The sequence below is a fragment of the Burkholderia cepacia genome, assembly GCF_001718835.1.
Lineage (GTDB): Bacteria > Pseudomonadota > Gammaproteobacteria > Burkholderiales > Burkholderiaceae > Burkholderia > Burkholderia cepacia_F.
Genome location: NZ_CP013443.1, coordinates 1,055,997 through 1,081,512 on the forward strand (window position 1 = coordinate 1,055,997; position 25,516 = coordinate 1,081,512).

22 protein-coding genes and 4 tRNA genes are annotated in these 25,516 nt (G+C 66.2%); 13 read left to right on the top strand and 13 right to left on the bottom strand.

Going from position 1 to position 25,516, the window contains the following annotated elements; translation table 11 throughout:
- Entirely contained in the window at window positions 1-732 is a 732-nt protein-coding gene (rph, locus tag WT26_RS08275) for a ribonuclease PH (RefSeq protein WP_027788104.1), read from the bottom strand.
- A gap of 173 nt (window positions 733-905) precedes the next feature.
- Between rph and WT26_RS08280 the strand changes: the two genes are divergently transcribed.
- The 4 genes from WT26_RS08280 (at window position 906) to WT26_RS08295 (ending at window position 5,210) form a co-directional block, all read left to right on the top strand.
- The gene (locus WT26_RS08280) at window positions 906-1,829 is read left to right on the top strand and encodes a YicC/YloC family endoribonuclease (protein ID WP_059529547.1); all 924 of its coding nucleotides are present in this window, start codon (window positions 906-908) and stop codon (window positions 1,827-1,829) included.
- A gap of 6 nt (window positions 1,830-1,835) precedes the next feature.
- Window positions 1,836-2,519 (top strand): guanylate kinase, encoded by a 684-nt coding sequence (gene gmk, locus WT26_RS08285; RefSeq protein ID WP_059529550.1) that lies wholly within the window; start codon window positions 1,836-1,838, stop codon window positions 2,517-2,519.
- A 57-nt stretch (window positions 2,520-2,576) separates the two neighbouring features.
- Window positions 2,577-2,780: a DNA-directed RNA polymerase subunit omega gene (rpoZ, locus tag WT26_RS08290; RefSeq protein ID WP_006025620.1), complete on the top strand. Its 204-nt coding sequence runs from the start codon at window positions 2,577-2,579 to the stop codon at window positions 2,778-2,780.
- A 63-nt stretch (window positions 2,781-2,843) separates the two neighbouring features.
- Complete coding sequence (locus WT26_RS08295; RefSeq protein WP_069272581.1) at window positions 2,844-5,210, top strand: RelA/SpoT family protein; 2,367 nt, start codon at window positions 2,844-2,846, stop codon at window positions 5,208-5,210.
- Between the two features lie 154 nt (window positions 5,211-5,364).
- On the opposite strand, the gene WT26_RS08300 is transcribed toward WT26_RS08295, so the two are convergent.
- The 3 genes from WT26_RS08300 to WT26_RS08310 all read right to left on the bottom strand — a co-directional run bounded on the left by WT26_RS08300 (window position 5,365) and on the right by WT26_RS08310 (window position 5,716).
- Window positions 5,365-5,441 (bottom strand) — tRNA-Arg (locus WT26_RS08300).
- Between the two features lie 60 nt (window positions 5,442-5,501).
- A tRNA-Arg gene (locus WT26_RS08305) sits at window positions 5,502-5,578 on the bottom strand.
- A gap of 61 nt (window positions 5,579-5,639) precedes the next feature.
- Window positions 5,640-5,716: transfer RNA gene (locus WT26_RS08310), tRNA-Arg, on the bottom strand.
- A 131-nt stretch (window positions 5,717-5,847) separates the two neighbouring features.
- Here WT26_RS08310 and greB point away from each other — a divergent pair.
- Window positions 5,848-6,411, top strand: coding sequence for a transcription elongation factor GreB (gene greB / locus WT26_RS08315; RefSeq protein WP_069272582.1), 564 nt, complete (start codon window positions 5,848-5,850; stop codon window positions 6,409-6,411).
- An 85-nt stretch (window positions 6,412-6,496) separates the two neighbouring features.
- Here greB and WT26_RS08320 read toward each other — a convergent pair whose 3' ends face one another.
- Window positions 6,497-7,642 carry a porin gene (locus WT26_RS08320; RefSeq protein WP_069272583.1) on the bottom strand — a complete coding sequence of 382 codons (1,146 nt, stop codon included), beginning with the start codon at window positions 7,640-7,642 and terminating at the stop codon, window positions 6,497-6,499.
- A gap of 503 nt (window positions 7,643-8,145) precedes the next feature.
- The gene (locus WT26_RS08325) at window positions 8,146-8,412 is read right to left on the bottom strand and encodes a hypothetical protein (protein WP_069272584.1); all 267 of its coding nucleotides are present in this window, start codon (window positions 8,410-8,412) and stop codon (window positions 8,146-8,148) included.
- 392 nt (window positions 8,413-8,804) lie between these two features.
- On the opposite strand from WT26_RS08325, the gene WT26_RS08330 reads away from it, so the two are divergent.
- A complete protein-coding gene (locus tag WT26_RS08330; RefSeq protein ID WP_011351289.1) occupies window positions 8,805-9,008 on the top strand; it encodes a cold-shock protein in 204 nt (67 codons plus the stop codon).
- Between the two features lie 147 nt (window positions 9,009-9,155).
- Window positions 9,156-10,319: an exonuclease domain-containing protein gene (locus WT26_RS08335; RefSeq protein WP_069272585.1), complete on the top strand. Its 1,164-nt coding sequence runs from the start codon at window positions 9,156-9,158 to the stop codon at window positions 10,317-10,319.
- 4 nt (window positions 10,320-10,323) lie between these two features.
- On the opposite strand, the gene WT26_RS08340 is transcribed toward WT26_RS08335, so the two are convergent.
- Entirely contained in the window at window positions 10,324-10,917 is a 594-nt protein-coding gene (locus WT26_RS08340; RefSeq protein ID WP_069272586.1) for a chorismate mutase, read from the bottom strand.
- A 223-nt stretch (window positions 10,918-11,140) separates the two neighbouring features.
- Complete coding sequence (locus WT26_RS37990) at window positions 11,141-11,245, bottom strand: chorismate mutase (protein ID WP_162269111.1); 105 nt, start codon at window positions 11,243-11,245, stop codon at window positions 11,141-11,143.
- Between the two features lie 239 nt (window positions 11,246-11,484).
- Here WT26_RS37990 and WT26_RS08350 point away from each other — a divergent pair, with 239 nt between their 5' ends.
- The 4 genes from WT26_RS08350 to WT26_RS08365 all read left to right on the top strand — a co-directional run bounded on the left by WT26_RS08350 (window position 11,485) and on the right by WT26_RS08365 (window position 16,088).
- Window positions 11,485-11,874 (top strand): DUF2946 domain-containing protein, encoded by a 390-nt coding sequence (locus WT26_RS08350; protein WP_069272587.1) that lies wholly within the window; start codon window positions 11,485-11,487, stop codon window positions 11,872-11,874.
- A gap of 118 nt (window positions 11,875-11,992) precedes the next feature.
- On the top strand, window positions 11,993-14,362 hold the full coding sequence (locus tag WT26_RS08355; protein WP_069272588.1) for a TonB-dependent receptor: 2,370 nt from the start codon (window positions 11,993-11,995) through the stop codon (window positions 14,360-14,362).
- Window positions 14,350-15,609 carry a sialidase family protein gene (locus tag WT26_RS08360; protein ID WP_069272589.1) on the top strand — a complete coding sequence of 420 codons (1,260 nt, stop codon included), beginning with the start codon at window positions 14,350-14,352 and terminating at the stop codon, window positions 15,607-15,609. Before WT26_RS08355 ends, WT26_RS08360 begins: the two co-directional genes overlap by 13 nt.
- A complete protein-coding gene (locus WT26_RS08365; RefSeq protein WP_059535984.1) occupies window positions 15,606-16,088 on the top strand; it encodes a TlpA family protein disulfide reductase in 483 nt (160 codons plus the stop codon). Before WT26_RS08360 ends, WT26_RS08365 begins: the two co-directional genes overlap by 4 nt.
- Window positions 16,089-16,161: 73 nt before the next feature.
- On the opposite strand, the gene WT26_RS08370 is transcribed toward WT26_RS08365, so the two are convergent.
- The 4 genes from WT26_RS08370 to WT26_RS08385 all read right to left on the bottom strand — a co-directional run bounded on the left by WT26_RS08370 (window position 16,162) and on the right by WT26_RS08385 (window position 19,403).
- A complete protein-coding gene (locus WT26_RS08370; protein ID WP_059529576.1) occupies window positions 16,162-16,416 on the bottom strand; it encodes a GlsB/YeaQ/YmgE family stress response membrane protein in 255 nt (84 codons plus the stop codon).
- A 656-nt stretch (window positions 16,417-17,072) separates the two neighbouring features.
- A tRNA-Thr gene (locus WT26_RS08375) sits at window positions 17,073-17,148 on the bottom strand.
- Between the two features lie 207 nt (window positions 17,149-17,355).
- Window positions 17,356-18,369, bottom strand: coding sequence for a class 1 fructose-bisphosphatase (locus WT26_RS08380; RefSeq protein WP_069272590.1), 1,014 nt, complete (start codon window positions 18,367-18,369; stop codon window positions 17,356-17,358).
- 101 nt (window positions 18,370-18,470) lie between these two features.
- A complete protein-coding gene (locus WT26_RS08385) occupies window positions 18,471-19,403 on the bottom strand; it encodes a LysR family transcriptional regulator (RefSeq protein WP_059491578.1) in 933 nt (310 codons plus the stop codon).
- Between the two features lie 115 nt (window positions 19,404-19,518).
- On the opposite strand from WT26_RS08385, the gene metE reads away from it, so the two are divergent.
- Window positions 19,519-21,822: a 5-methyltetrahydropteroyltriglutamate--homocysteine S-methyltransferase gene (gene metE, locus WT26_RS08390; RefSeq protein WP_069272591.1), complete on the top strand. Its 2,304-nt coding sequence runs from the start codon at window positions 19,519-19,521 to the stop codon at window positions 21,820-21,822.
- A gap of 105 nt (window positions 21,823-21,927) precedes the next feature.
- Here metE and pepN read toward each other — a convergent pair whose 3' ends face one another.
- On the bottom strand, window positions 21,928-24,621 hold the full coding sequence (pepN, locus tag WT26_RS08395) for an aminopeptidase N (protein ID WP_069272592.1): 2,694 nt from the start codon (window positions 24,619-24,621) through the stop codon (window positions 21,928-21,930).
- Window positions 24,622-24,807: 186 nt separating this feature from the next.
- Between pepN and WT26_RS08400 the strand changes: the two genes are divergently transcribed.
- Entirely contained in the window at window positions 24,808-25,503 is a 696-nt protein-coding gene (locus WT26_RS08400) for a DUF4136 domain-containing protein (RefSeq protein WP_069272593.1), read from the top strand.
- Window positions 25,504-25,516 lie beyond the last annotated feature (13 nt).

Below are 25,516 nucleotides of genomic sequence, written 5' to 3' on the forward strand. Positions count from 1 at the left end.
TCAGGCGCCCAGCACGTCTTTCTGAAGCTGCACGAGCCCGGCGATCCCGCCTTGCGCGAGATCGAGCAGCGCGTTCATCTCGGCGCGCGAGAACGGCACGCCTTCGGCCGTGCCCTGGACTTCGACGAAGCCGCCGGCGCCCGTCATCACGACGTTCATGTCGGTGTCGCAGCGCGAATCTTCGGCGTAATCGAGGTCGAGCACGGGCGCGCCTTCGTACACGCCGACCGAGATCGCGGCGACGTGGTCGGTGATCGGCGAGCGCGTGAGCTTGCCGGCCGCGATCAGCGTCGACACGGCGTCGTGTGCGGCGACGAACGCGCCGGTGATGCTCGCCGTGCGCGTGCCGCCGTCGGCCTGGATCACGTCGCAGTCGATGTGGATCGTGCGCGGGCCGAGCGCCTCGAGGTCGAACACGGCGCGCAGCGCGCGGCCGATCAGGCGCTGAATTTCCTGCGTGCGGCCGGTCTGCTTGCCGCGCGCGGCTTCGCGATCGCTGCGCGTGTGCGTCGCGCGCGGCAGCATGCCGTATTCGGCGGTCAGCCAGCCTTGCCCGCGGTCGCGCAGGAAATCGGGCACGCGTTCGGAGACGCTCGCGGTGCAGAGCACCTTGGTGTCGCCGAATTCGACCAGCACCGAGCCTTCGGCGTGTTTCGTGTAGTGGCGCGTGAGGGCGACCTTGCGCAGTTCGTCGGCGCGGCGGCCGCTCGGGCGGGAAACGGAGGACGTCATGTGGGAATCGCGGAACGAGAGGAAACCCCGATTTTAGCGCCGAACGGCGGGCTTGCCCGGCGGGGTGGTTCTCAAAAATGGGATAATGCGCGCTTCCCGCCCCGCGCTTTCCGATGCGCCGGGCGCCTCGACATATCCCCGCCCGCGAGGGCACCCAGACGGCGAGACGAACCATGATCTACAGCATGACGGGCTACGCGAGCGCGACGCGCGAACTCGCGACGGCCACCGGCAACGGCGGCACCAGCGTGTCGGTCGAACTGCGCACCGTGAACTCGCGCTTCCTCGACCTGAATTTCCGGATGCCGGACGACGTGCGTGCGTGCGAACCCGCGCTGCGCGAAATGCTGATGAACAAGCTGTCGCGCGGCAAGGTCGACATCCGCATCAACCTGCAGCGCGGCGAGCAGAGCATCGGCGCCGGCGCGCTGAACCAGTCGGCGCTCGGCCAGCTCGCCGAGCTCGAGCGCTCGGTGCTGGACACGTTCCCCGGCGTTGGCCGCCTGCGCGCGGGCGAGATCCTGCGCTGGCCCGGCGTGATCGCCGAAAGCGGCGTGTCGGCGGAAGCGATCCGCGACGCGGTGCTCGCGTGCGGCAAGGAAGCGATCGGCGAGCTCGTCGTCGTGCGTTCGCGCGAAGGCGCGCAACTGGCGACGATGCTGCTGTCGAACGTCACCGAGATGGAAGCGATCGTCGCGCGCATCACGCCGCTCGTGCCGGAGCTGATCGCGAAGCATCAGCAGAAGATCGTCGAACGGCTGCAGGAAGCGCTCGGCATCGCGGCGCCCGAAGGCAGCGCGACGATCGTCACGCGCGAGGAAGCAGCGGAGCGCATTCGTCAGGAAGTGACGATGTACGGAATCCGGATCGACATCGCGGAAGAGCTGTCGCGGCTCACCGCGCACCTGAACGAAACGCGCCATGTGATCGAGAAGGGCGGCCGCGTCGGCAAGCGTCTCGACTTCATGATGCAGGAACTGAATCGAGAAGCAAACACGCTCGGCTCGAAGGCGGCGGCGAAGGAACTGGCCGACGCGTCGATGGCGCTCAAGCTGTTGATCGAGCAGATGCGCGAGCAAGTGCAAAACCTGGAGTAAAGCAACATGACGGAATCTACCCGCGACGCCCACGCGTCGCATTCGCTGCACGGCGGCGTCTATCCCGGCAACCTGTTCATGGTCGTCGCGCCGTCGGGCGCCGGCAAGTCGACGCTCGTGAATGCGCTGCTGTCGAAGGACAGCGACATCTGCCTGTCGATCTCGTACACGACGCGCAAGCCGCGCCCGGGCGAGCAGGACGGCCGGCACTATCACTTCACGACGGTCGAGGATTTCCGCGCGCGTCACGCGGCGCACGAATTCCTCGAGAGCGCGGAAGTGCACGGCAACTACTACGGCACGTCGCGCGTCTGGATCGAAGAGCAGATGAAGAACGGCCACGACGTGCTGCTCGAGATCGACTGGCAGGGCGCGCTGCAGGTGAAGAAGCAGTTCCGCAACGCGGTCGGCATCTTCATCCTGCCGCCGTCGCTCGACGCACTCGAGGAGCGCCTGAAGAAGCGCGGCCAGGACGAACCGAACGTGATCACGCGCCGTCTGCTCGCCGCCGGCAGCGAGATCGCGCACGCGTCGGAAGCGGAGTACGTGGTGATCAACGAGAATTTCGAGCGCGCGCTCGCGGAGCTCGAATGCATCGTCGCGGCCACGCGCCTGCGCTTTGCTTCGCAGTACGCGCGACACACGGAGCTGTTCATCGAGCTCGGCATCCATCTGCCCCACGCGGAATGACCGGGGGACGAGGGACATAAGGTAGAATAAGGACTATATTCAGAAGGAATTACCAACATGGCTCGCATTACCGTCGAAGACTGCCTGAAGCAAATCCCGAATCGCTTCGAACTGGCGCTCGCCGCCACCTATCGCGCGCGGCAGCTCGCGCAAGGCCATACGCCGAAGATCGAAAGCCGCGACAAGCCGACCGTCGTCGCGCTGCGCGAAATCGCTGCCGGCCAGGTCGGCGTCGAGATGCTGAAGAAGGTGCCGGTGTAACGCGCATCCGGCCCGTTCCAGCCATGTAATCCACGCGCGCAACGACTCGACCTGGAGGCGAATATGAGCACCACCCCATCGTCCGCCTCCGCGGATTCGACCACCGAAGCCACGGCCCAGTCGCCTGCGCGCCAGTACATCGACGCGGTCCTCGAACAGTCCTTCCGGCATCTGTTCGGGCCGACCGCCACTCCGGAGCAGCCGCGCAAGCACGGCGTCGTTTCGATCGCGAAACTGACGGCCGTGCTGGCCGAGTATCTCCCTCCGGAAGAAATCAAAGAGGTCAAGGCGGCGTTCCACTTCAGCGACGAAGCCCACCTCGGTCAATATCGCCAGAGCGGCGAACCCTACATCACCCATCCCGTCGCCGTCGCGGAAATCTGCGCCGGCTGGAAGCTCGACGCGCAGGCCGTGATGGCCGCGCTGCTGCACGACGTGATGGAAGACCAGGGCGTGACCAAGAGCGAGCTGGCCGAACGGTTCGGCCCGAAGGTCGCCGAACTGGTCGACGGGCTGTCGAAGCTCGACAAGATGGAATTCCGCAGCCGCGAGGAAGCGCAGGCGGAAAACTTCCGCAAGATGCTGCTCGCGATGGCGCGCGACGTGCGCGTCATACTCGTCAAGCTCGCCGACCGCCTGCACAACATGCGCACGCTCGGCGCGGTGCCGATGGAAAAGCGCCGCCGCGTCGCGCGCGAGACGCTCGATATCTACGCGCCGATCGCGCACCGCCTCGGGTTGAACAACACGTATCGCGAGCTGCAGGACATGAGCTTCGCGAACTTCAACCCGCATCGCTACGCGACGCTCGAGAAGGCCGTGAAGGCCGCGCGCGGCAACCGCCGCGAAGTGATCAGCAAGATCCTCGAGGCCGCGCAGCGCGCGATGGCCGACGCGAAGATCGACGCCGAGATCACCGGCCGCGAAAAGACCATCTACAGCGTGTACCGCAAGATGCGCGACAAGCAGCTGTCGTTCTCGCAGGTGCTCGACGTGTACGGTTTTCGCGTCGTCGTCGACAGCCCGCTCGACTGCTACACGTGCATCGGCGCGCTGCACGCGCTGTACAAGCCCGTGCCCGGCAAGTTCAAGGACTACATCGCGATCCCGAAGATCAACGGCTATCAGTCGCTGCATACGACGCTCGTCGGCCCGTTCGGCGCGCCGATCGAGTTCCAGGTGCGCACGCGCAAGATGCACGAGATTGCCGAAGCGGGGGTCGCCGCGCACTGGCTGTACAAGAACGGCAGCGCCGATCTCAGCGACGTGCAGAAGCGCGCGCACCAGTGGCTGAAGTCGCTGCTCGACATCCAGAGCGAAGCTGGCGATTCGAGCGAATTCCTCGAGCACGTGAAGATCGACCTGTTCCCCGACGCGGTCTACGTGTTCACGCCGAAGTCGAAGATCATGGCGCTGCCGCGCGGCGCGACGGCGCTCGATTTCGCGTATTCGATCCACAGCGATCTCGGCAACCAGTGCGTGGCCGTGAAGATCAACAACGAACTGCTGCCGCTGCGCACCGAGCTGAAGAGCGGCGACATCGTCGAGGTGATCACCGCGCCGTATTCGAAGCCGAACCCCGCATGGCTCGGCTTCGTGCGTACCGGCAAGGCGCGCTCGGCGATTCGTCACTACCTGAAGACGATGCGCCTGAACGAGTCGGTGCAGCTTGGCGAGCGGCTGGTCGACCAGAGCCTGAAAGGCTATGGCCTCGCGCTGTCCGATGTCGAGCCGGAGGTGTGGGAGAAGCTCGTGCAGTGGACGGGCAACAAGAGCCGTCAGGAAATCTTCGCGGACATCGGCCTCGGCCGTCGCGTTGCCGCGGTGATGGCCAAGCGCATCGAGGTGCTGATGAGCGGCCGCGACGCGGACGACGATCTCCCGAAGTCCGAGCGGCATCCCGCGCACCATGCGCCGCCGGTCGTGATTACCGGCACCGAAGGGATGTCCGTGCAGTTGTCCGCGTGCTGCCGGCCGATTCCGGGCGACGCGATCATGGGTTACATCGGCATCGGTCTGGGGATGGCGATTCATACGACCGATTGCCGCGTAGCGCAGCGGATTCATCGCCGCGACCCGGGCCGCTGGATCGACGTCGAATGGGCGCCGCAGCCGGGCCGTCTGTTCGATGTCGCGGTGAAGGCGCTCGTGAAGAACACCAAGGGCATCTTTGCGCGCGTGGCGGCGGACATCACGTCGGCCGACGCGAACATCGTGCATATCGCGATGGACGAGGATCTGACACACGAATCGACGGTGCTGCGCTTCGTGATCCAGGTCAGCGACCGCGTGCATCTTGCGAACGTGATGCGGCGCGTGCGGACCAATCCGGATGTGATGCGGATCATGCGCGAGCGTTCGACCGACGACGGCGCGCACGCGCGCCATGACGGCGGCATGCGGATCGAGCGCGAGCGCCAGGATTACTGATGCGCGGGTGCTCACGCAAGCGATGCGACGGCGGCCTCGGGCCGCCGTTCTTGTTTGTGCGTCGGCAATGTGATCCGGATTCGAATCGCTGCGGTGGGATCGAGCGGAGAGGGGCAAAGAAAAAGGGCTTTCCCGGAGGAAAGCCCTTTTAAGGTGGCGCGGCTGGCAGGATTCGAACCCACGACCCCTTGGTTCGTAGCCAAGTACTCTATCCAACTGAGCTACAGCCGCACGCAAAACGGTACTGCTTGACTGTCGGAACCTTCTGCGATGGGAAGGCCCCCAAAAAAGTGGCGCGGCTGGCAGGATTCGAACCCACGACCCCTTGGTTCGTAGCCAAGTACTCTATCCAACTGAGCTACAGCCGCACGCAAAACGGTACTACTTCAAACTGACAGGGCCTTCGGTTCAGAAGGCCCTCGAAAAAGGTGGCGCGGCTGGCAGGATTCGAACCCACGACCCCTTGGTTCGTAGCCAAGTACTCTATCCAACTGAGCTACAGCCGCACGCAGAAGCGGAAGTATAGCAGGGTTGTATAAAAAGGGAAGCCTTATTCGCAAATTGTTGGGCATGGGCTTGTGGGCCGGTCCATCGTGTACCCTTGAAGTATCCGCAATCCACGTTTGAACATTGCATCATGAACAAGGCGTTTGTCAAAGAGTCGGACGGCGACGACGACGATCTCGACCAGGCCCAGCCCGCGATTCCGGCGGGCGCGAAGAACTACATCACGCCGGCCGGCCACAAGCGGCTGAGGGACGAGCTGCTGAACCTGATCGACGTCGAGCGTCCCGAGGTCGTGCGGCTCGTGTCCTGGGCCGCATCGAACGGCGACCGGTCGGAGAACGGCGACTACATCTACGGCAAGCGGCGGCTTCGCGAGATCGATCGCCGCATCCGCTTCCTGACGAAGCGGCTCGATCTTGCCGAAGTCGTCGATGCGAGCCGGCAGGAGAATGTCGACCAGGTGTTTTTCGGCGCAACGGTCGATTACGAGACGCCGGATGGCGAGGATCATACGATCACGATCGTCGGGATCGACGAGGTCGATCTCGACCACGGTCACGTGAGCTGGATCTCCCCGGTCGCGCGTGCGCTGATCAAGGCGAAGATCGGCGATACCGTCATGCTGATGACGCCGGCCGGCCCGCAGCCGATCGACGTGCTCGACGTGCACTACCCGGAGCCGGGCGCGGCTTGAACGCGTCTGCGCTGTCGCGCAACGAAAAAAGCGCCCCGATGGGGCGCTTCGTCATCCTGCGGTGGCAAGCGTCCGGCGACGCTCCTCAGAAGCGATGGCGCATGCCGGCCGTGACCGCGATCTGCTTGTTGGTCGATGAAGCCGTGCCGAGCCCATTGATATTCGCGCGGAGCGGCAGGCCATCCGAATTGACCTTCTGGTACTCGCCCTGCAGGTAGACGTCGGTGCGCTTCGACAGCGCATAGTCGGCTTGCAGGTTGAACTGGTGCCATTTCGGCGACTGGCCGACGATGCGCCCGTCGGTGTACGTGTAGGAGCCGGCGAGCGACAGCGCCGGCGTCAGCGCGTAGCGGCCGTTGAGTTCGTAGTTGCTGAAGCGGGTGCCGCCCGACAGGCCCGTGATGCCGCCGGACACGCCGGACTGCCCCGCGCTGATCGCGCGGATGCCGGTGAGGCGCGTCTGCGTGAACACGAAGCCGACCGTAGCCGGGCCGAACCCATAGTTCAGGCCGGCGCCCCAGGTGCGCTGACGGCTGGCCGCAAACGTCCAGTCGCCCGCGACTGCGCCGGGATCGCTGACCGCCTGCGCCAGTCCGTTCACATTGTTGTTCAACTGCATGTACGCGGCCGCGACGTTGAAGCCCAGGTAGCTGTACGACACGCCGCCGCTATACGCGCGGTTGTTCGCGAACGCCGTCGAGTTCGAGAACCCGTACAACGCGCCGAACTTGAGGCCGCCGTAGTTCGCGCTCTGATACTTGACCGAGTTGTTGATCCGGAACGAGTTGTTCAGGTTGTCGTTGTCGAACGGGTGGGCGAACTGCGTGCCGCCGTACTGGGTGCCCGTCAGCGACAGCGGCCCGAGATAGTCGACGACGCTGTCGTACTGCCGGCCCAGCGTCAGCGAACCGTAGCTGTCGTGTGCGAGGCCGACAAACGCCTGCCGGCCGAATTCGCGGCCGTTCTGCTTCAGCGCGCCGTTGTTGATGCCGAAACCATTTTCCAGCGTGAAGATCGCCTTCATGCCGCCGCCGAGATCTTCGGTGCCGCGCAAGCCCCAGCGGCTGCCGTTGACCGAACCGCTCGTTTCCTGCCAGGCGCTGTGGCCGCCCTGATTGTTCGTGTAGGTGATGCCAGCGTCGATCAGGCCATAGAGCGTCACGCTGCTTTGTGCGTGCGCGACGGTCGCGAACACGCCAGACAGTGCTGCAACAATCAGGGTTTTTTTCATGGATCTGTCTCCAAACAGGATGATGGGACGCGAACCTGTTGCTGGCCCCGGCGTGGCGCGCAGTTTGTGCGCTGGCGCCGGACGGGCTTGATACCCTTTGTCTCAAAATTCAATTGCAGTGTAAGGAGCGGCTCCGAGCGGGAAGGGGGACACTTTAAGCAATACTGTATTTTGAATTTGGCAATGATGGGCGAGTGGCTCGAAAGCCCTGTCCATCAAGGGTTTGCTGCATTGCCGCGAGAATTCGATGTGACACGTGAGCGCAGCGGGGCGTTGCGCGGCCGCGACAGGCGGCTATCCGGCGACGCCTATTGCACGAGCGTCATTATTGTCGCTTCGGCAATAGAGGTTTGTGTGGAGCATGGATAATGAAAGGTTGTTCTCTCGCTATACTGCGATCTCTGCTTTCCGAAGCAGACTTTTTCGTTGACGGAAAAGATCTCCAAACCTTTGTCGGCGCGACTTCCCAGTCGCGCTTTTTTTTCGTCCGTCGACTTCGCTTGCTATTGTTCGTACCAGCGGCGCCTGCGCCTGCGCGGCGGCGGCGCGTCCTTGGTTTCGTTCGGGGGCGGCGTGTAGGTCCAGTCTTCCATCACGTAGTGACGGGCATCGAGGGGCGATGCAAGCAGGTTCTGCCAATGATCGCCGTGCCAGGTCGTATCGAATTCGGCCTCGCAAGGCTGTTCACGTGCAGGGTCGGCAAGGGCGCGGGACTTGCGGCGTACGCGCCCGAGCCGGCTCGCGAAGCGCTTGATTCCGTCCAGCCACATGGCTTTCTCCGTTGCGTCAGTGTGGCTTCAGCATCGCAACGTCGTTCGTGATTTGCAACCCGTAGAAATACCGAGCATTTTACCGATACGATTCGACCCCGGTAGGTTTTTCTCTGCGCGGATTATCGGTGAATCGTACCCGGTAACAATGACAGCGTTTGGTGCGAAATCCATTTGCAGAAGCGGATCAGGTACCGATTCCATCGGCAAAGGCATTTTTTTTATAAAGCGTCCAATAAAAATCCACTTGACGCACCCGGATTGTCCAATTTATAAAGTCAGCACTCCGTCCTCGGGCGGCGTATGTAGCTGAAATCAGATGCGACGCTTCGGATTTCGGGAAACGGCTATAAAAATAGCTTTTTTGATCTAATCGAGTGGGGAATGAAGATATGGATACCGGTATCGTGAAATGGTTTAACGATGCTAAAGGTTTCGGATTTATTACGTCGGACAATGGCGGTGAAGATTTGTTTGCGCACTTTTCCGAAATCAAGATGGACGGCTTCAAGACGCTGAAGGAAAACCAGCGTGTTTCGTTCGACGTGAAAGTCGGGCCGAAAGGCAAGCAGGCAGCGAATATCCAGGCGGTCTGACGCGCCACGCATTGCCGATCACGTCCGGCCCCCGCTTCGTCGGGGGCTTTTTGCTTTCAGGCGCGAAATCGGCGTGCATGGGCTCAGGCTGGCCGCGGACGGGCCTGCCGGTGCATACTCACGGAAGCGTCGCTTTCCTGTTCATTCATGTCCGATTTCCCCCGTCCGTCCGATCCCGCCAGCGAACAGCCGCTCGTTTTCGTCGACCTTGAAACCACGGGCGGCTCGCCCGCCGAACACCGCATCACCGAAATCGGCGTGGTCGAAATCGGCCCGCTCGGCGTGTCGACGTGGACGACGCTCGTCAATCCGGGGCAGTCGATTCCCCCGTTCATCCAGCAATTGACAGGTATTTCGGACGAGATGGTGCGCGACGCGCCGTCCTTCGCATCGCTGGCGCAGGCCTTGTTCGAGCGGCTCGACGGCAAGCTCTTCGTCGCGCACAACGCGAGCTTCGACCGCGGCTTCCTGCGGGCCGAATTCGAGCGCATCGGGTTGGCATTCAATCCGGACGTCCTGTGCACCGTGCGCTTGTCGCGTGCGCTGTTCCCGCGTGAAACGCGGCATGGGCTCGACGCATTGATCGAACGCCACGGCCTCGTGCCGGCCGCGCGCCACCGGGCGCTGGCGGATGCCGACCTCCTGTGGCAGTTCTGGCGCCAGTTGCACGACATCGTGCCGCTCGAGCGGCTGCGCGACCAGATCGCGCGCACGACGCGCCACTTCCGTCTGGCGGGCGGACTGACCGAGGCGCGGCTCGACACCGCGCCGGCGGGATGCGGCGCCTATGCGTTGTTCGGCGAAGCGGACGAACCGCTCTATGTCGGCCGCAGCGTACGCGTGCGGCAGCGGCTGCGTGCACTGCTGACCGGCGAGCGGCGCTCGTCGAAGGAAATGCGGCTTGCGCAGCAGGTACGGCGCGTTGAATGGCGCGAGACGGGTAATGAACTGGGCGCGATGCTCGCAGAAGCGCAGTGGGTTGCGCGGTTGCGTCCGACATTCAATCGTCGTCCGGCAGACGCGGCGCGCGCGGGTGTGGCGGCGCCGTGGCCGTTCGAAGGTGCCGTTGCATTCGAGGCGTGCGGCGAGCGCCGCCTGTTTCATGTGATCGATGGCTGGCGCTATCTCGGCGTCGCGGAATCGCTCGACGCGGCCGCGCGGCTGGCCGTCGACGAAGCGGCCGGGACGTTCGAGCCCTTCACCCACCGCCTGCTGCAGACGCATCTCGCGCGGGGCCTGCAACTGATTCCGCTCGCTGCACTCACGCCTGCGGGTCAGGGCGCGGCGCGCCGATCACCGGCCCCGGCCTGACGGGTCAGCCGATCGCGCTTGCGCCGCCGGCCGAGCAGACGTGCGACAGCGCGGTGTTGAGCGCTTGTGCCTGGTTCGCGTCGTAGCGCGTCAGTGCCTTCCAGTTCGCGATACTGCGCGCGAGCCGCAGCTGGCAGTCGGGTGCGGCACGCAGCGGCTCGACCTGTGCTAGTCCGGTCAGCATCGCCTGCGTCAGCCGGTCGAGCGCCGGGCGCGTGCTGGTCGCGAGATCGGGGGGCGTGCCTTCCGGCGGCCGCGTCGCGCGCCAGGTTGCGAACAGGGCGTTCTGTACATCCTTGCTCGCGGCGATCTGATCCTCGAAGAACCGCCGGGCGAATGCCGGATCGATGCCGACCTGCGTCGCGCGCTTCTCGACGGACGTGAGCAGCGCCGCTTCGCGCGGCCGGTCCTCGATTGCCTTGTGATTCGCCCATTTCCATCGAGCCACCGGCTCAGCGAGCGCGAGGCGCTGCGACGCGAGTGCGACGATGTTGGTGAGGGCGGTGTCGTCGCCGTCGGCGGCGGCGATGCGTGGCGAGGAGAAGAGGGCGAGGCCGAGTGCTGCCGCGGCGAGGCCGGCGCGAATTGCTTGCTTCATCGGAACGATCGGGAAAGCCGGGCGGGCCGGACGTGGAAAACCAGAAGGATAGACGAAGACAGTCGCGCGGCGTAGCGACGCGACAGAGGAATCAGCAGGCGAGCTGATCCGGCACCGTCAGGCTGTTGCGGCCCGGGTGCGATGCGTACGGCTGCGGGAACGCAGCGATGAACCCCACGATATCGGCTTGCGGCACGTGGCGGTTACAGAACCGAACAGGCGTTCACTTCGGCGAGTACAGCTTGTGCTGCTCGTCGAAGAATGCCCGTACGTGGTCGGGCAATTCGGCGAGGAATTCCACGCCGACGGGTTCCGGATCCGGGCTCATCACTTGCTCCGGCGGTGGCATGCGAGTGGGTCTTTCGTCCATGGTCATTTCTCCAGCAGGTTCGATGATTATCATCCTCGCGCTTGGATTTATGCCAGTGGCGAATCGTTAGATTTTGTCTCTGTTGTATTAACGGCACATGTGTTTACCCGCGCGCGCGGATACCCGCCATACGGTCTGCGGAATCGGCGATGGCCGGGCCGCTTGTTATACTTGCGCGCACTTTTTCCTGGGCCCCGATGAAACGAACGACGCGATGGATCGGCCTCGTATGGCTGGCGCTGGTGCTGAACGTACTGTCGCCCGTCGTCGGCTACGCGCGCATGGCGTCGAGCGGGTCAGGGGGCCTCACGCTCGAACTGTGCAGCGCGGCAGGCGCCCGCAAGGTCGTGCTCACGCAGTCGGGCGACGATCGCAGCGCATCGTCGTTCGACCATGCCGGCGTGCCGCACTGCGTGTACTGTCCCGGCTTCGCGGCGAACGTGGCGCTCGGTTCGAGCCTGCCCGCGCTGCCGGGCTTCGTGCGGGCGTTCACGGTCCGCACGCCGGCCGCGTCTTTTCCCGTCGTCACGCGCAGGGGCATCCGTCTCGCGCAACCCCGCGCGCCGCCTGAAAACGCCCCGATCTGATTTCGCGCGCGCCTGACGGCGCGCTCCGCACGCGGCGCCGGCCGTGCGCCGCGCCGTTTCGTGCGCGCCGCGCCGCCGGCGTCCGGCGGCGTCCGATCACGTTTTCAGGAAACCTTCCATGTCATTCATCGTTGTCGCGCGGCCGTCGCGCGGCCGGCTCGCGCTCGCATGCGCGGCCGCTTTCGCGTGGCCTGCCGCCTTTGCGGCGCAGCCGGACGGCGGGCGCGCCGACCCGATCCAGGCGCCGGCCCCGCAGACAAGCCGCGCCGCCGTGCCGGCGCCGGCCGCAACCCCGCCCGCGCCGGCCGAGGCCGCGGCCGGCGACACGCTCACCACCGTCAGCGTGACCGCGCAGCGGCAACCGGTCGATCCGGATACGCCGGCCGTCGTCACATCGATCACGCGCGAGCAGATCGAATCGCATACCAACGTCACCACCGAGGACGCGCTCAAGTACGCGCCGAACCTGATGGTCCGCAAGCGCTATATCGGCGACCGCAACAGTGTGTTCGCCGGTCGCGACTTCAACGAACTACAGAGCGCGCGCGGGCTCGTCTACGCCGACGGCGTGCTGCTGTCGAACCTGCTCGGCTCGAGCTACGCGTACCCGCCGCGCTGGTCGCTGATTCCGCCCGACGATATCGCGCGCGTCGACGTGCTCTATGGCCCCTTTTCCGCGCTGTACCCGGGCAACTCGATCGGCTCGACCGTGCTGCTCACGACGCGCCGGCCGGAAAAACTCGAGGCGTCGCTGTCGACGCAGTTCTTTGCGCAGCGCTACCACGACGGCTACGGATTCGCGGACAGCTTCGGCGGCAATCACCAGACCGCGCGGATCGCGAACCGCGTCGGGCGGTTCTGGTTCGCGCTGTCGCTCGACCGGCTCGAGAACGCCGGTCAGCCGATGCAATATGCGAGCCCGAACGCGAGCTACAACCCGAAGCTCGGCGCCGCCGTGCCCGTGACGGGCGCTGCGACCGACATCGGGCCCAACGGCAAGCCGCGGACGATCGTCGGCGCGCAGGCGATCGAGCGGACCGAACAGCTCAACGAGACGGTCCGGATGGGCTACGCGTTCACCGATCGCGTCGATGCGACGCTCACGCTCGGGCATTGGGAGAACCATTACCGGCAGCACGGCGAAACCTTCCTGCGCGATGCGGCCGGCAATCCGGTCTACGGCGGCAACGTGTCGATCGGCGGCCGGAGCATGACCGTTGCGCCGAATGCCTTCGCGCCGCAGCGCGGCGACCAGGAGAACTGGCTGTACGCGCTCGGGCTGAACGGCCGGCTCGATTCCGGCTGGCGCCTGTCGGGCGTCGTGTCCGCGTACGACGTGTCGCGCGACGTGCAGCGCTTGGCGTCGACCGTGCAGGGCGGCGCAGGCACCCTGATCCAGGGAGACGGCACCGGCTGGCGCACGCTCGACCTGAAGGCGGAGGCGCCGGAAGTGAAGGGCCACACGTTCACGTTCGGCTATCACTACGAGAACTACTTCCTGCGCAACGTCACGTACAACACGGCCGACTGGCTGGCCGGGCCGACCACGTCGCTCGCGAGCACCTATCGGGGCGACACGCGCACGCAGGCGCTGTTCGGGCAGGATGCGTGGCGCTTCGCGCCGGGCTGGCTCGCGACGCTGGGGCTGCGCTACGAACGCTGGGATGCGTACGGCGGCGCGCTCGGTAACGCGAGCAGTACGCTCGCTTATGCGGATCGCGGCGCGAATGCGCTGTCGCCGAAAGTCGCGTTGCAATGGGATGCGACCGACGTCTGGCGCTTCCGGCTGTCGTTCGCGACCGGCACGCGTTTCCCGACGGTCGGCGAACTGTTCCAGGGCACGATATCGAACAACACGATCGTCAACAACAACCCGAACCTGCGGCCGGAAAAGGCGATCGACTGGGACTTCACGGCCGAACGCGACGTGGGTGCCGGCGTCGTGCGTGCCAGCGTGTTCCAGAGCGACCTGCGCGATTCGATCTACAGCCAGACGACGGTGTCGGGTGCGACGACGGTGACCAACATCTCGAACGTCGATCGCGTGCGCGTGCGCGGTGTCGAACTCGCGTTCAGCGGCGAGAACGTCGGGCTGAAAGGGCTCGACGTCGATGCAAACGTGTCGGCGAGCAATGCGCAGATCCTGTCCGACGCGGCGAATCCTGCATATGTCGGCGCGCGCTTTCCGCGTATTCCGCGCATGCGTGCAAACCTGCTCGCGTCATATCGCTTCGACGAACACTGGCTCGCGAGCGTCGGCGTGCGCTATTCGGGCCGCCAGTTCAACACGCTCGACAACAGCGACGTGAACCCGGACGTTTACGGCGGCACGAGCTCGTTCACGGTCGTCGACCTGAAGGCGCGCTACCGCTTCGACCGTCACTGGACCGCATCGGCCGGCATCGACAACCTGACTGACCGCCGCTACTACGTGTTCCATCCGTATCCGGGCCGTACTTTCTATGGAGAACTGAAGTGGTCGCTGTGAGATCGCTCGCGGCAGGCTGCGCGCTCTGGCTCGCGGCGCTGTCGGTCGCCGGCGCGCATGAGGCCGCGAAGCCCGCCGATCCGCATGCCGCACACATGGGCGCGCAGGCAGCGAGTGCGCCGCAGAAGCAGCCGCTCGCGACGGGCGCCGCGTTCGATGCGCGGCATCGGCTGTGGGTCGCGTGGGTGGAGGGCGAGCACGTGGTCGTCGCGCATTCCGACGACGCGGGCCGCACGCTGTCGGCGCCCGTCACCGTCAACGCGATGCCCGAGCCGATCTATACGAGCGCCGAGAATCGCCCGAAGCTCGCGGCGAGCCCGGATGGGCGCGCGATCTACGTATCGTGGTCGATGCCGCTCGACGCGCCGTACACGGGGATGGTGCGCTTCTCGCGCTCGCTCGACGGCGGCGCGACGTGGAGCGTGCCGATCACCGTGCACCGCGACCGGCAGATGATCACGCACCGCTTCGACATGATGGCGGTCGACCCGGCGGGCCGGATCTATCTGGCGTGGATCGACAAGCGCGACCTGGGCGCGGCGAAGGCGGCCGGGCAGGTATACGACGGCGCGGCCGTCTATTACGCGGTGTCGCGCGACGGCGGCGCGTCGTTCGAGCCCGAGCGCAAGGTCGCCGACCACACGTGTGAGTGCTGCCGGATCGCGATGGCGATCGATCCGGCCGGGCGCGTCGAGGCCGCGTGGCGCAACGTGTTCCCCGGCCAGATTCGCGATCACGCGCTCGCGGTGCTGCCCGCGTCGGCCGACGTAGCGGTCGCGCCGCGGCGCGCGACGTTCTCGAACTGGCACGTCGAGGCGTGTCCGGATCACGGTCCGGCGCTCGCGATCACGGCCGACGGCATGCGTCATCTCGCGTGGTTCGGCGTCGTCGACGGCCGCGCGGATGTGTTCTATTCGCGAATCGGCGCCGACGGGCAGCCGCTCGGCGCCGCCTGGGCGTTCGGCGCGCATCCGGCCGTGCCCGGCGAGCAGGCGTCGCACGCGGCGCTCGTCGCGCGTGGCGACGTCGTGTGGCTCGCGTGGAAGGCGTTCGACGGGGACACGATGCAGATCAAGCTGCGCCGCTCGGACGATCGCGGCGCGCACTGGTCCGACCCGCGCGTGATCGCGTCGACGTCGGGCGCGAGCGACAACCCGCAACTGCTCGACGACGCGGGGCGTGTCTATCTGTCGTGGCGCACGCGCAATGACGGTTATCGCCTGATCGCGGTGGAGGGTGGGCAATGAAGCGGCTGTTCGTGCTGGCGACCCTCGCGGTCTGGTGCATGTCGGCGCTCGCGGGCGTGCTGCAGCCGCTGCGCGCCGCCGACGTCGCACGGCTGTTCGAGACCGCGCGCGAGCACCCGCTCGCGATCGAGATCTGGTCGCTCGACTGCGGCTACTGTCGTGAGAACGCCGCGCATCTCGTCGCGTGGCAGCGCCGTCACCCGGAGGTGCGCGTCGCGATGATCGCAATGGATGCGTACGACGAGAACGGCGCGGCGATCGAGCAGGCGCTCGCGCAGATGAACCTGCCGTCGCAGGTCGCACAGTACGCGAACGCCGACGCGATGCCGGAACGCCTGCGCGCGACGCTCGATGCGGGATGGCGCGGAGAACTGCCGCGCACCGTGTGGATCGGCCGCGATGGCGCGCGCGACGCGCGCAGCGGACTGTTGACGCCTGCCGTGCTCGACGGCTGGCTGCGCGGGACGGGGCGTCGTTGAGAGAAGGGCGCGCGGCATTCGCGCCGCGCGCCGGTGAAGCGCACGCGCGCCCGCAGGCGCGCGTAGCGGGTAGTCAGGCCGCTCGCTTGAATAGCCGGATCACGAACAGCAGGATCACCGCACCGACGACCGCGACGATCACCGATCCGATGAAACCGCTGCCGACGCTGATGCCGAGCAGCCCGGCGAGCCAGCCGCCGATCACCGCGCCGACGATCCCGACGATGATGTCGACGATGAGCCCGAAGCCGCCGCCCTTGACGAGCACGCCGGCAAGCCAGCCGGCAATTGCGCCGATGATGAGCCACATTATCAAGCCATGAGTCATGGTGGTCCTCTCCTGGTAACGAGTCGATATGACCGGACGTCATGCGGGAGCCGGCAACCCGGTATGGGTGGCACGTCGATCTCGCAGCGCCGCCCACGCAATGTAACGCGATAGACGGGTCGGAATCGTTAAGTAATGTTATGCACCCTTAACCGGATTTTCCAGGGAATTTGTCAGCGCAAAGCAGTGCAGGTCGGGTGAAATGAGTCTGTAAGAAAGGAGGCGACGTGCGTACGGGCGCTTCTCGATTGGAAAGGAATGCGAAGCGATCGGCGGTGTGCGGACGATATCGGAGCGACTGAGCGGGGATCGTTAGCGGGCTGCGTTCGTTGCAATTGTGGCATCGCAGCGAACGATGCTCCCGAATGCGGCGCTCGCCATCCAGATCAGGCCGTACGTCCCGTGTATGCCGGTGTTTCTCAGGCCGTAGAGGTCCAACGTCCATTCGGGAAGCGCGCAGACCCCAGATCAGTGCGGCGCTGCTCGCCGCCGAGCCATCGACCGGGGCCCCGCCCATTTAGGCATGACATTCGAGGCAAAGAACGCCTTGTATCTTGTTCAAGGTGCCGTTCGCTGATTGGAGAGGGGGAGGCGACTTGTGTCGATGCCTGGAAAGTAAAAAGGGCCTAGCCTTGCGGCTAAGCCCTTGAATACTTTGGTGCCGGAGATAGGAGTCGAACCTACGACCTTCGCATTACGAATGCGCTGCTCTACCAACTGAGCTACACCGGCAGCAGAGAAATGAAATTATATGGTGATTTCCGGGATCTTGGCAATAGGTTTTGCGAAATTTTTTTCAGCTTTTTTCGGCTGCTTCGCAAAACCCCTGTTTCGACAGGTCTTCCGATTTCATTTCACCGCGATGTGGCCCCGTAGAGCCGCATCGCGAGGCGCGATTGTACGTGCGTCTTGCCCGCACGTCCAGTGCTGCAGTGCAAATTAATTGCCTTCGGTGTGATACCTGGTCACGCGCTCGACCTCGTTCTTCGAGCCGAGGAACACGGGCACGCGCTGGTGCAGGCCCGTCGGCTGGACTTCCATGATGCGCTGCGTGCCCGTCGTCGCGGCGCCGCCCGCCTGTTCGACGATGAACGACATCGGGTTCGCTTCGTACATCAGGCGCAGCTTGCCCGGACGATCGGGCGTGCGCTTGTCGGCCGGGTACATGAAGATGCCGCCGCGGTTCAGGATCCGGTGCACGTCGGCGACCATCGATGCGATCCAGCGCATGTTGAAGTTGTCGCCGCGCGGGCCGTCCTTGCCGGCGTTCAGTTCGTCGACGTAGCGCTTGACCGGGTCGTACCAGTGGCGTGCGTTCGATGCGTTGATCGCGTATTCGCGCGTGTCGGCCGGGATCTGCATGTTGCTCTGCGTGAGCACCCAGGAGCCGACTTCGCGGTCGAGCGTGAAGCAGTTCACGCCGTTGCCGGTCGTCAGCACGAACACCGTCTGCGGGCCGTACACGGCGTAGCCGGCCGCAACCTGCTGCGTGCCCGGCTGCAGGAACGATTCCTCGGTTGCCTGCTTGCCGTCCGGGCAGCGCAGCACCGAGAAGATCGTGCCGATCGACACGTTCACGTCGATGTTCGACGAACCGTCGAGCGGATCGAACACGAGCAGGTATTCGCCGCGCGGGTAATTCGCCGGGATCGGGAAGAAGGTTTCCATTTCTTCCGATGCCATCGCGGCGAGGTTGCCGCCCCATTCGTTCGCGTCGAGCAGGATCTCGTTCGACAGGATGTCGAGCTTCTTCTGCACTTCGCCCTGGACGTTCTCGCTGCCGGCGGTGCCGAGCGCCTCGCCGAGTGCGCCCTTCGACACGTTGTAGCTGATCGCCTTGCACGCGCGTGCGACGACTTCGATCAGCAGGCGCAGGTCGGCGGGGAGGTTGTTGGTCTCACGTTGCTGTTCGATCAGGAACTTCGACAGCGTGGTGCGGCGGGCAATGGACATGACAGACTCCAGAAGGCCAAAGAATCCTTGAATGGCCGCAATTTTACCCGTCGCGCCTCCCGTACCGCCGGCTTTTTTCGTCCGGTTACATGGCCGGGTGGTCACATCAGCTCGATTTCCGGCAGCGCCACGGCGCACGTCGCGCGCATCGTCGACACGAAATCGGCCGCGTACGGCCGCGACGAAAACGCGGGCAGCGTGGCCGCGTACAGCTCGCCGGACAACGTCGTGCCGTCGCCGCGCAGCACCGGGCGCGCGCTCACGTAATGCTTGTCGAGATAGGTGGCGACCGCCCACAGCGGCAGCGCCGCGACCCCGCGCCGGCTCGCGACGAGCTGCAGGATCGCGACCGTCAGCTCCGACGTGCGCCGCTTCGGCGCGATGCCGGCCGGCACGAGGACCTGCCGCATGATGTCGAGCATCTCGTCGGGGACGGGGTAGGTGATCAGCGTCTCGGCGCGGAAATCGTCGGCGCAAAGCGCGGGCTTCGCTGCGAGCGGATGCGCGTTGCCGACGAGGCCGACGATCTGGAAGCGGAACAGCGGATGATAGTCGACTGCCTCGGCCGGGTCCGCCTCGGCGACGATCGCGAGATCCGCGCGGTCCTGGTGCAGCAGGCCGACCGGGTCCGCATGGAAGCCCGACACGATGTCGAGCTCGACTTCCGGCCAGCGCTGGCGGAACGCGTCCATCGCCGGCATCAGCCAGTCGAAGCAGGTATGGCACTCGACGGCGATCCGCAGCGTGCCGCCCGTGCCCTGCGCGAGGCGCGCGATATCGCGCTCGGTCTCCTCGATCGCGGGCACGACCTGCTCGGCGAGCGCGAGCAGTCGCTTGCCGGCCGGCGTAAACGTCAGCGGCGCCGATTTGCGCACGAACAGCGGCAAGCCGAAGTGCGCCTCCAGCGCCTTGAGCTGATGCGACAGCGCCGACTGCGTGAGGCACAGGAACTGCGCGGCGCGCGACAGGTTGCCGGTGTCGCGCAACGCGACCAGCGTCTGCAGATGACGGAATTCGAGCGGTGAGCGGATCATCGACGAGCCCGCTTCGCGATGCGATGTTGAAATTTATTCATGTTCAATCGAAAAAACTTTCGTTTGAGTAATGATAAGGCAAATCCGATACTCGCTGGACTATTGGAGGATCGAGATGAGCACTGCACACGTATTGGGTTTCCCGCGCATCGGCGCGCAGCGTGAACTGAAATTCGCGCTCGAGCGCTATTGGCGCGACGGGCAGGGGGCCGACGCCGAGCGCGCGCTGGTCGACACCGGCGTCTCGCTGCGCGCCGCGCACTGGGCCGCGCAGCGAGACGCGGGGCTCGACTGGGTGACGGTCGGCGATTTCGCGTGGTACGACCACGTGCTGACGACGCTCGCGCACGTCGGCGGGCTGCCGACGCGGTTCGGCTTCGAGGCGCGCAAGCTGTCGCTGGCCGACTATTTCGCGGCCGCGCGCGGCAACGTCGCGCAGCCGGCGATGGAAATGACGAAGTGGTTCGATACGAACTACCACTACATCGTGCCGGAATACTCGCCGTCGACGACGTTCGGCGCGGGCGTCGAATGGCTGTTCGACGAAGTGCGCGAAGCGCAGGCGCTCGGCCATCCGGTGAAGGTCGCGCTCGTCGGCCCGCTGACGCTGCTGTGGCTCGGCAAGGCGCGCGACGGGCTGGCCGACCGGCTGTCGCTGCTGCCGCGCCTGCTGCCCGCGTACCAGGCGCTGCTCGCGCGCCTGAAGGCCGACGGCGTCGAATGGGTGCAGATCGACGAGCCGATCTTCGCGCTCGACCTGCCCGGCGCGTGGCGCGACGCCGCGCCCGCCGCGTACGCCGAACTGGTTGCGCATGCGCCGCGCGTGCTGCTTGCGACCTACTTCGAATCGGTCGACGCGCACGCGACGCTGCTGAAATCGTTGCCGGTCGCGGGGCTGCACGTCGATCTGGTGCGCGGCGCCGCGCAGCTCGACGCGATCCTGGCCGGCTATCCGGCCGACAAGGTGCTGTCGTGCGGGATCGTCGACGGGCGCAACGTGTGGCGCAACGATCTCGACCGGTCGCTCGCGCGGCTCGCGGCGGCGCGCGCGCAACTGGGCGAGCGGCTGTGGATCGCGACGAGCTGCTCGCTGCTGCACGTGCCGGTCGATCTCGGCAATGAGCCGAAGCTGGACGCCGAGCTGAAGCAGTGGCTCGCGTTCGCGGTGCAGAAGGCGCGTGAAGTCGCGGTGCTGCGCGATGCGTTTGTGAAGGGGCGCGAGGTCGTCGCCGGCGAGCTCGACGCGTCGCGCGCGGCGGCGCAGGCGCGCCGCACGTCGACCCGCATCCACAACCCGCTCGTGCAGCGACGCGTCGCCGCGCTGACGGATGCCGATGCGCGGCGCGCCGCGCGCTACGACGAGCGGGCGCGCCGCCAGCGCGCGCGCTTCCGGCTGCCGCTGCTGCCGACGACGACGATCGGCTCGTTCCCGCAGACGGCGGAGATCCGCAAGGCACGCGCGGACTTCAAGGCGGGCGCGCTCGACCATCTCGGCTACCTCGAGGCGATGCGCGAGCAGATCCGCATCGCGATCGGCAAGCAGGAGCAGTACGGGCTCGACGTGTACGTACACGGCGAAGCCGAGCGCAACGACATGGTCGAATACTTCGGCGAGCTGCTGTGGGGCTTTGCGATTACCGCGAACGGCTGGGTGCAGTCGTACGGTTCGCGCTGCGTGAAGCCGCCGCTGATCTACGGCGACGTGTTCCTGCCGGAGGCGATGACGGTCGGCTGGGCGCAGTACGCGCAAGGCCTGACGGACAAGCCGATGAAGGGCATGCTGACCGGCCCCGTGACGATCCTGAACTGGTCGTTCGTGCGCGACGACCAGCCGCGTGCGACCACCGCGCTGCAGATCGCGCTCGCGCTGCGCCAGGAGACGGTCGACCTCGAGCGCGCCGGCATCGGCATGATCCAGATCGACGAGGCCGCACTGCGCGAAGGGCTGCCGCTGCGCGAGCGCGACCGCGCCGCGTATCTCGACTGGGCGGTGCGCGCGTTCCGGGTGGCGGCGTCGGGCGTTGCCGACGACACGCAGATCCATACGCACATGTGCTATTCGGAGTTCAACGACATCATCGCGTCGATCGCCGCGCTCGACGCCGACGTGATCACGATCGAGACGTCGCGCTCGGACATGGAGCTGCTCGACGATTTCGAATCGTTCGCGTATCCGAACGAGATCGGGCCGGGCGTGTACGACATCCATTCGCCGCGCGTGCCCGGCCGCGACGAGATGGTCGCGCTGATCGAGCGCGCGCTGTCGCGGATTCCGGCGGAGCGTCTGTGGGTGAATCCGGACTGCGGGCTGAAGACGCGCGACTGGCGCGAAGTCGACGCGGCGCTGACCGCGATGGTCGAGGCCGCGCGGATCGCGCGTTCACGGGTGGAGGCGCAGGCGCCGGCCGTGCCGGCCTGAATCGGACCCGAACCCGGCCCGTCCGGCCGGGGGACGCAAAAAAGCCGGCGCCGCATCGAGCGGCGCCGGCTTTGTCACGTTGTGCCGGCGCGGAAACGGGTCGCGTCAGGCGAGCGCCTTCTCGACGATCTCGCGCACGTCGCGCGATTTCGCGCCCGCGGCGACCTGCTCGAGCGCTTCGCGCATCCGGTCGCGCAATGCGGGCGTGAAGCGGCGCCACAGTTCGAGCGAGCGGGCGAGGCGCGCCGCGACCTGCGGGTTGATCGCGTCGAGCGCGAGCACCTGTTCGGCCCAGAATGCATAACCCGAGCCATCCGCCGCGTGGAATTGCGCGGGGTTGGCCGCGCAGAAGCTGAAGATCAGCGAACGGGCCCGATTCGGATTCTTCAGGTTGAACGCAGGGTGCGCGAGCAGCTTGCGAACCTTCGCGAGCGTCGGCTGCGCGGGCGTCCCGCGTTGCGCGGCCTGCATCGCGAACCATTTGTCGATCACGAGCGCTTCCTTCTCGAAGCGGCGGTAGAAATCGTCGAGCGCGTGCTCGGCCGGTTCGTTCGCGCCGGCGGCCGCGGCGGACAGCAGCGCGCCGAGTGCGGCCGCGCGATCGGTCATGTTGTTCGCCGCGTCGTATTGCGCGGTCGCGAGGCGCACGGCATCGGCCGGATCCTCGAGCTCGGCGAGATACGCGAGCGCGAGGTTCTTCAGCGCACGGCGGCCGGAAGCGTCGGGCGTCGGTTCGTAGGCGCCGGGCGTCTGGTGCTGCTCGTACGCGGCGAGCCAGTCTGCGCGCAGTGCGGTGGCGAGCTGGCGGCGCACGAACTGGCGCGCGCGATGCACGGCGGCCGGATCGGCTTCCGCCATCTGGTCGGCGAGGTAGGTTTCCGACGGCAGCGTCAGCGCGAGCTCGCGGAACGCCGGCGACAGCGTCGCGTCGGTCAGCACGCGGCGGAATGCAGCGACGAAATTCTCGCCGAGCGTGAGCGGCTCGTTCGCGGCGGCACGCGCGGCGAGCGTCAGCAGCGCGCGTGTCGCGAGGCGCTGGCCGGCTTCCCAGCGGTTGAACGGATCGCTGTCGTGCGCGAGCAGGAACGCGAGGTCGTCGTCGCTGTAGTCGTACTCGACGATCACCGGCGACGAGAAGTTGCGCAGCAGCGACGGCAGCGGTTGTTCCGGCACGTCGACGAACGTGAAGGTCTGTTCGGTATCGGTGAAGTCGAGCACGCGCGTCGTGCCCGCCGCGGCGGCTTCGCCGTCGAGGCGCAGCGGCAGGTCGCGGCCGTCGCGGCCGATCAGGCCGATCGCGAACGGGATCAGCAGCGGCCCTTGCTGCGTTTCGCGCGCGGCCGGCGATGCGTCGCCGTAGCCCTGCGCGAGCGTGACGGTATAACGACGCGCGGCGGCGTCGTACGCGGTGCGCACGGACACGCGCGGCGTGCCGGCCTGGCTGTACCAGCGCTCGAACTGCGCGAGGTCGCGCCCGTTCGCGTCGGCCATCGCGTGGCGGAAGTCGTCGCAGGTCACGGCGTGCCCGTCGTGGCGCTTGAAATACAGGTCCATCCCCTTGCGGAAGCCGTCGCGGCCGAACAGCGTCTGGTACATCCGCACGACTTCCGAGCCTTTCTCGTAGACGGTCATCGTGTAGAAGTTGTTGATCTCGACGTAGCTCTCCGGGCGCACCGGGTGCGCCATCGGGCCCGCATCCTCGGCGAACTGCAGCTGGCGCAGCACCCGCACGTCCTCGATGCGCTTGACCGCGCGGGCCGCCGAATCGATCGCGTCGCCCGCGGCCATGTCGGCCGAGAATTCCTGGTCGCGGAACACCGTCAGCCCTTCCTTCAGGCTCAGCTGGAACCAGTCGCGGCAGGTCACGCGGTTGCCGGTCCAGTTGTGAAAGTACTCGTGGCCGACCACCGATTCGATGTTCGCGAAATCGGTGTCGGTCGCGGTCTCGGGGTTCGCCAGCACGTACTTCGTGTTGAAGATGTTGAGCCCCTTGTTCTCCATCGCGCCCATGTTGAAGTCGCCGACCGCGACGATCATGAAGCGGTCGAGATCGAGCTCGAGGCCGAAGCGCTTCTCGTCCCAGCGGATCGAATGGATCAGCGAATCCATCGCGTGACGCGTCTTGTCGAGGTCGGCCGGTTCGACCCACACCTGCAGCAGCTTTTCCTTGCCCGAGCCGGTCGTGATCTTTTCCTCGATCGCGACGAGCTTGCCCGCGACGAGCGCGAACAGGTAGCTCGGCTTGCGGAACGGGTCTTCCCACTTCGCGAAGTGGCGGCCGTCGGGCAGGCCGCCGCAATCGACGAGGTTGCCGTTCGACAGCAGCACCGGGTAGGCGGCCTTGTCGGCGCGCAGCGTCACCGTGTACGACGCCATGACGTCCGGGCGATCGAGGAAGTAGGTGATGCGGCGAAAGCCTTCGGCTTCGCACTGCGTGAAGAAGTTGCCGCTCGAGACATAGAGACCCGACAGCGTCGTATTCTGGTCGGGCGCGCATGCGCTTTCGAGCGTCAGCTCGAATGCGTCGGGGACGTTCTCGACGGTCAGCCCGTGCTCGTGCGCGCGCACGGCGCCGTGCGGCGCGCCATCGACCCATGCGCCGACGAATTCGAGCGCTTCGCCCATCAGTTCCAGGTGCGGCGCGGGCGCGGCGTCCGGATTGCGGCGCACGCGCATCGTATTCCTGACGATCGTGCGGGCCGGCGCGAGATCGAACTCGAGCGCGACGGTATCGATGAGGAAGGCCGGCGGCGTATAGTCGGCGCGGCGGATCACGGTGGAGGAAGCGTTGTCGGACATGGTCGTCGAGATCGGTGGAGTGGGGGACGGGCCCGCGGCACGGGCCGGGCGAACCGGGCCATTGTACAAAGGCTTGCGGCTGCGTGCCGGGCGAACTTTTTACCGGTTCCGGGAGTCCGCGTATTATCGGCATCCCGACCGTTTCGCGCGACGCGACGGGCGGGTGACGGATTGACGAGGACGATCATGAGACGCGAACGGATTTTTCGCGGTGCGGGCTGGGCGGCGGTGCTGTGCGTGGCGCTGCTGACGGGCTGCACCAGCTACGTGACGACCCAGGTCACGGCCTTCTCCGACTGGAGCGGCAGCGACGCGACACGCACCTATGCGTTCACCCGCACCGATGCGCAGAAGAACAGCATCGAGCAGTCGACCTACGAGCCGATCGTCGCGAACGAACTGTCCACGTATGCGTTCCGGCAGGTGCCGCAGGCGAGCGCCCGCTACCTGGTCGGGCTGACCTACGGCGTCGGCAGCGACCTGGTGGCGGTGCCGACGCCGGTCTATTACGACCCCTGGTTTCCGGGGCCGTACTGGCGGCGCGGCCCGTGGGGCCCGTGGGGGCCCTGGGGGCCGATGCCGGCCGGTTATGTCGCGCAGACGTACCAGGTGTTCGACTACACGCTCGGCATCCGCATCACCGAGCGCGCGACGGGCAAGGAGGTCTACAACGTGTCCGCGCGCACGACCGGCGACAATGGCACGCTGCTGTACGCGATGCCGTTCCTCGCACGCAGCGCGCTCGCCGATTTCCCGCTGTCGAACGGCGCGGTCCGCTCGGTCCGGCTGCCGGTCGACAAGCGAGGCGGCCCGGCGGCACCGGCCGCCAACGAGCGCGCGGTGCCGGCTGCGCCCGCGTCAGGCGCGGCGGCGGTCAAGTAGCAGGCGATGGCGG

What these genes read in the sequence shown, in the direction of transcription:
- WT26_RS08365 (WP_059535984.1), top strand. Translation starts at nt 15,606, where the DNA reads ATGAAGCGGCTGTTCGTGCTGGCGACCCTCGCGGTCTGGTGCATGTCG.
- WT26_RS08330 (WP_011351289.1), top strand. Translation starts at nt 8,805, where the DNA reads ATGGATACCGGTATCGTGAAATGGTTTAACGATGCTAAAGGTTTCGGA.
- rph (WP_027788104.1), bottom strand. Translation starts at nt 732, where the DNA reads ATGACGTCCTCCGTTTCCCGCCCGAGCGGCCGCCGCGCCGACGAACTG.
- WT26_RS08320 (WP_069272583.1), bottom strand. Translation starts at nt 7,642, where the DNA reads ATGAAAAAAACCCTGATTGTTGCAGCACTGTCTGGCGTGTTCGCGACC.
- WT26_RS37990 (WP_162269111.1), bottom strand. Translation starts at nt 11,245, where the DNA reads ATGAGCCCGGATCCGGAACCCGTCGGCGTGGAATTCCTCGCCGAATTG.
- WT26_RS08340 (WP_069272586.1), bottom strand. Translation starts at nt 10,917, where the DNA reads ATGAAGCAAGCAATTCGCGCCGGCCTCGCCGCGGCAGCACTCGGCCTC.
- WT26_RS08400 (WP_069272593.1), top strand. Translation starts at nt 24,808, where the DNA reads ATGAGACGCGAACGGATTTTTCGCGGTGCGGGCTGGGCGGCGGTGCTG.
- gmk (WP_059529550.1), top strand. Translation starts at nt 1,836, where the DNA reads ATGACGGAATCTACCCGCGACGCCCACGCGTCGCATTCGCTGCACGGC.
- WT26_RS08350 (WP_069272587.1), top strand. Translation starts at nt 11,485, where the DNA reads ATGAAACGAACGACGCGATGGATCGGCCTCGTATGGCTGGCGCTGGTG.
- pepN (WP_069272592.1), bottom strand. Translation starts at nt 24,621, where the DNA reads ATGTCCGACAACGCTTCCTCCACCGTGATCCGCCGCGCCGACTATACG.
- WT26_RS08295 (WP_069272581.1), top strand. Translation starts at nt 2,844, where the DNA reads ATGAGCACCACCCCATCGTCCGCCTCCGCGGATTCGACCACCGAAGCC.
- WT26_RS08380 (WP_069272590.1), bottom strand. Translation starts at nt 18,369, where the DNA reads ATGTCCATTGCCCGCCGCACCACGCTGTCGAAGTTCCTGATCGAACAG.
- metE (WP_069272591.1), top strand. Translation starts at nt 19,519, where the DNA reads ATGAGCACTGCACACGTATTGGGTTTCCCGCGCATCGGCGCGCAGCGT.
- rpoZ (WP_006025620.1), top strand. Translation starts at nt 2,577, where the DNA reads ATGGCTCGCATTACCGTCGAAGACTGCCTGAAGCAAATCCCGAATCGC.
- WT26_RS08370 (WP_059529576.1), bottom strand. Translation starts at nt 16,416, where the DNA reads ATGACTCATGGCTTGATAATGTGGCTCATCATCGGCGCAATTGCCGGC.
- WT26_RS08335 (WP_069272585.1), top strand. Translation starts at nt 9,156, where the DNA reads ATGTCCGATTTCCCCCGTCCGTCCGATCCCGCCAGCGAACAGCCGCTC.
- WT26_RS08385 (WP_059491578.1), bottom strand. Translation starts at nt 19,403, where the DNA reads ATGATCCGCTCACCGCTCGAATTCCGTCATCTGCAGACGCTGGTCGCG.
- greB (WP_069272582.1), top strand. Translation starts at nt 5,848, where the DNA reads ATGAACAAGGCGTTTGTCAAAGAGTCGGACGGCGACGACGACGATCTC.
- WT26_RS08325 (WP_069272584.1), bottom strand. Translation starts at nt 8,412, where the DNA reads ATGTGGCTGGACGGAATCAAGCGCTTCGCGAGCCGGCTCGGGCGCGTA.
- WT26_RS08280 (WP_059529547.1), top strand. Translation starts at nt 906, where the DNA reads ATGATCTACAGCATGACGGGCTACGCGAGCGCGACGCGCGAACTCGCG.
- WT26_RS08355 (WP_069272588.1), top strand. Translation starts at nt 11,993, where the DNA reads ATGTCATTCATCGTTGTCGCGCGGCCGTCGCGCGGCCGGCTCGCGCTC.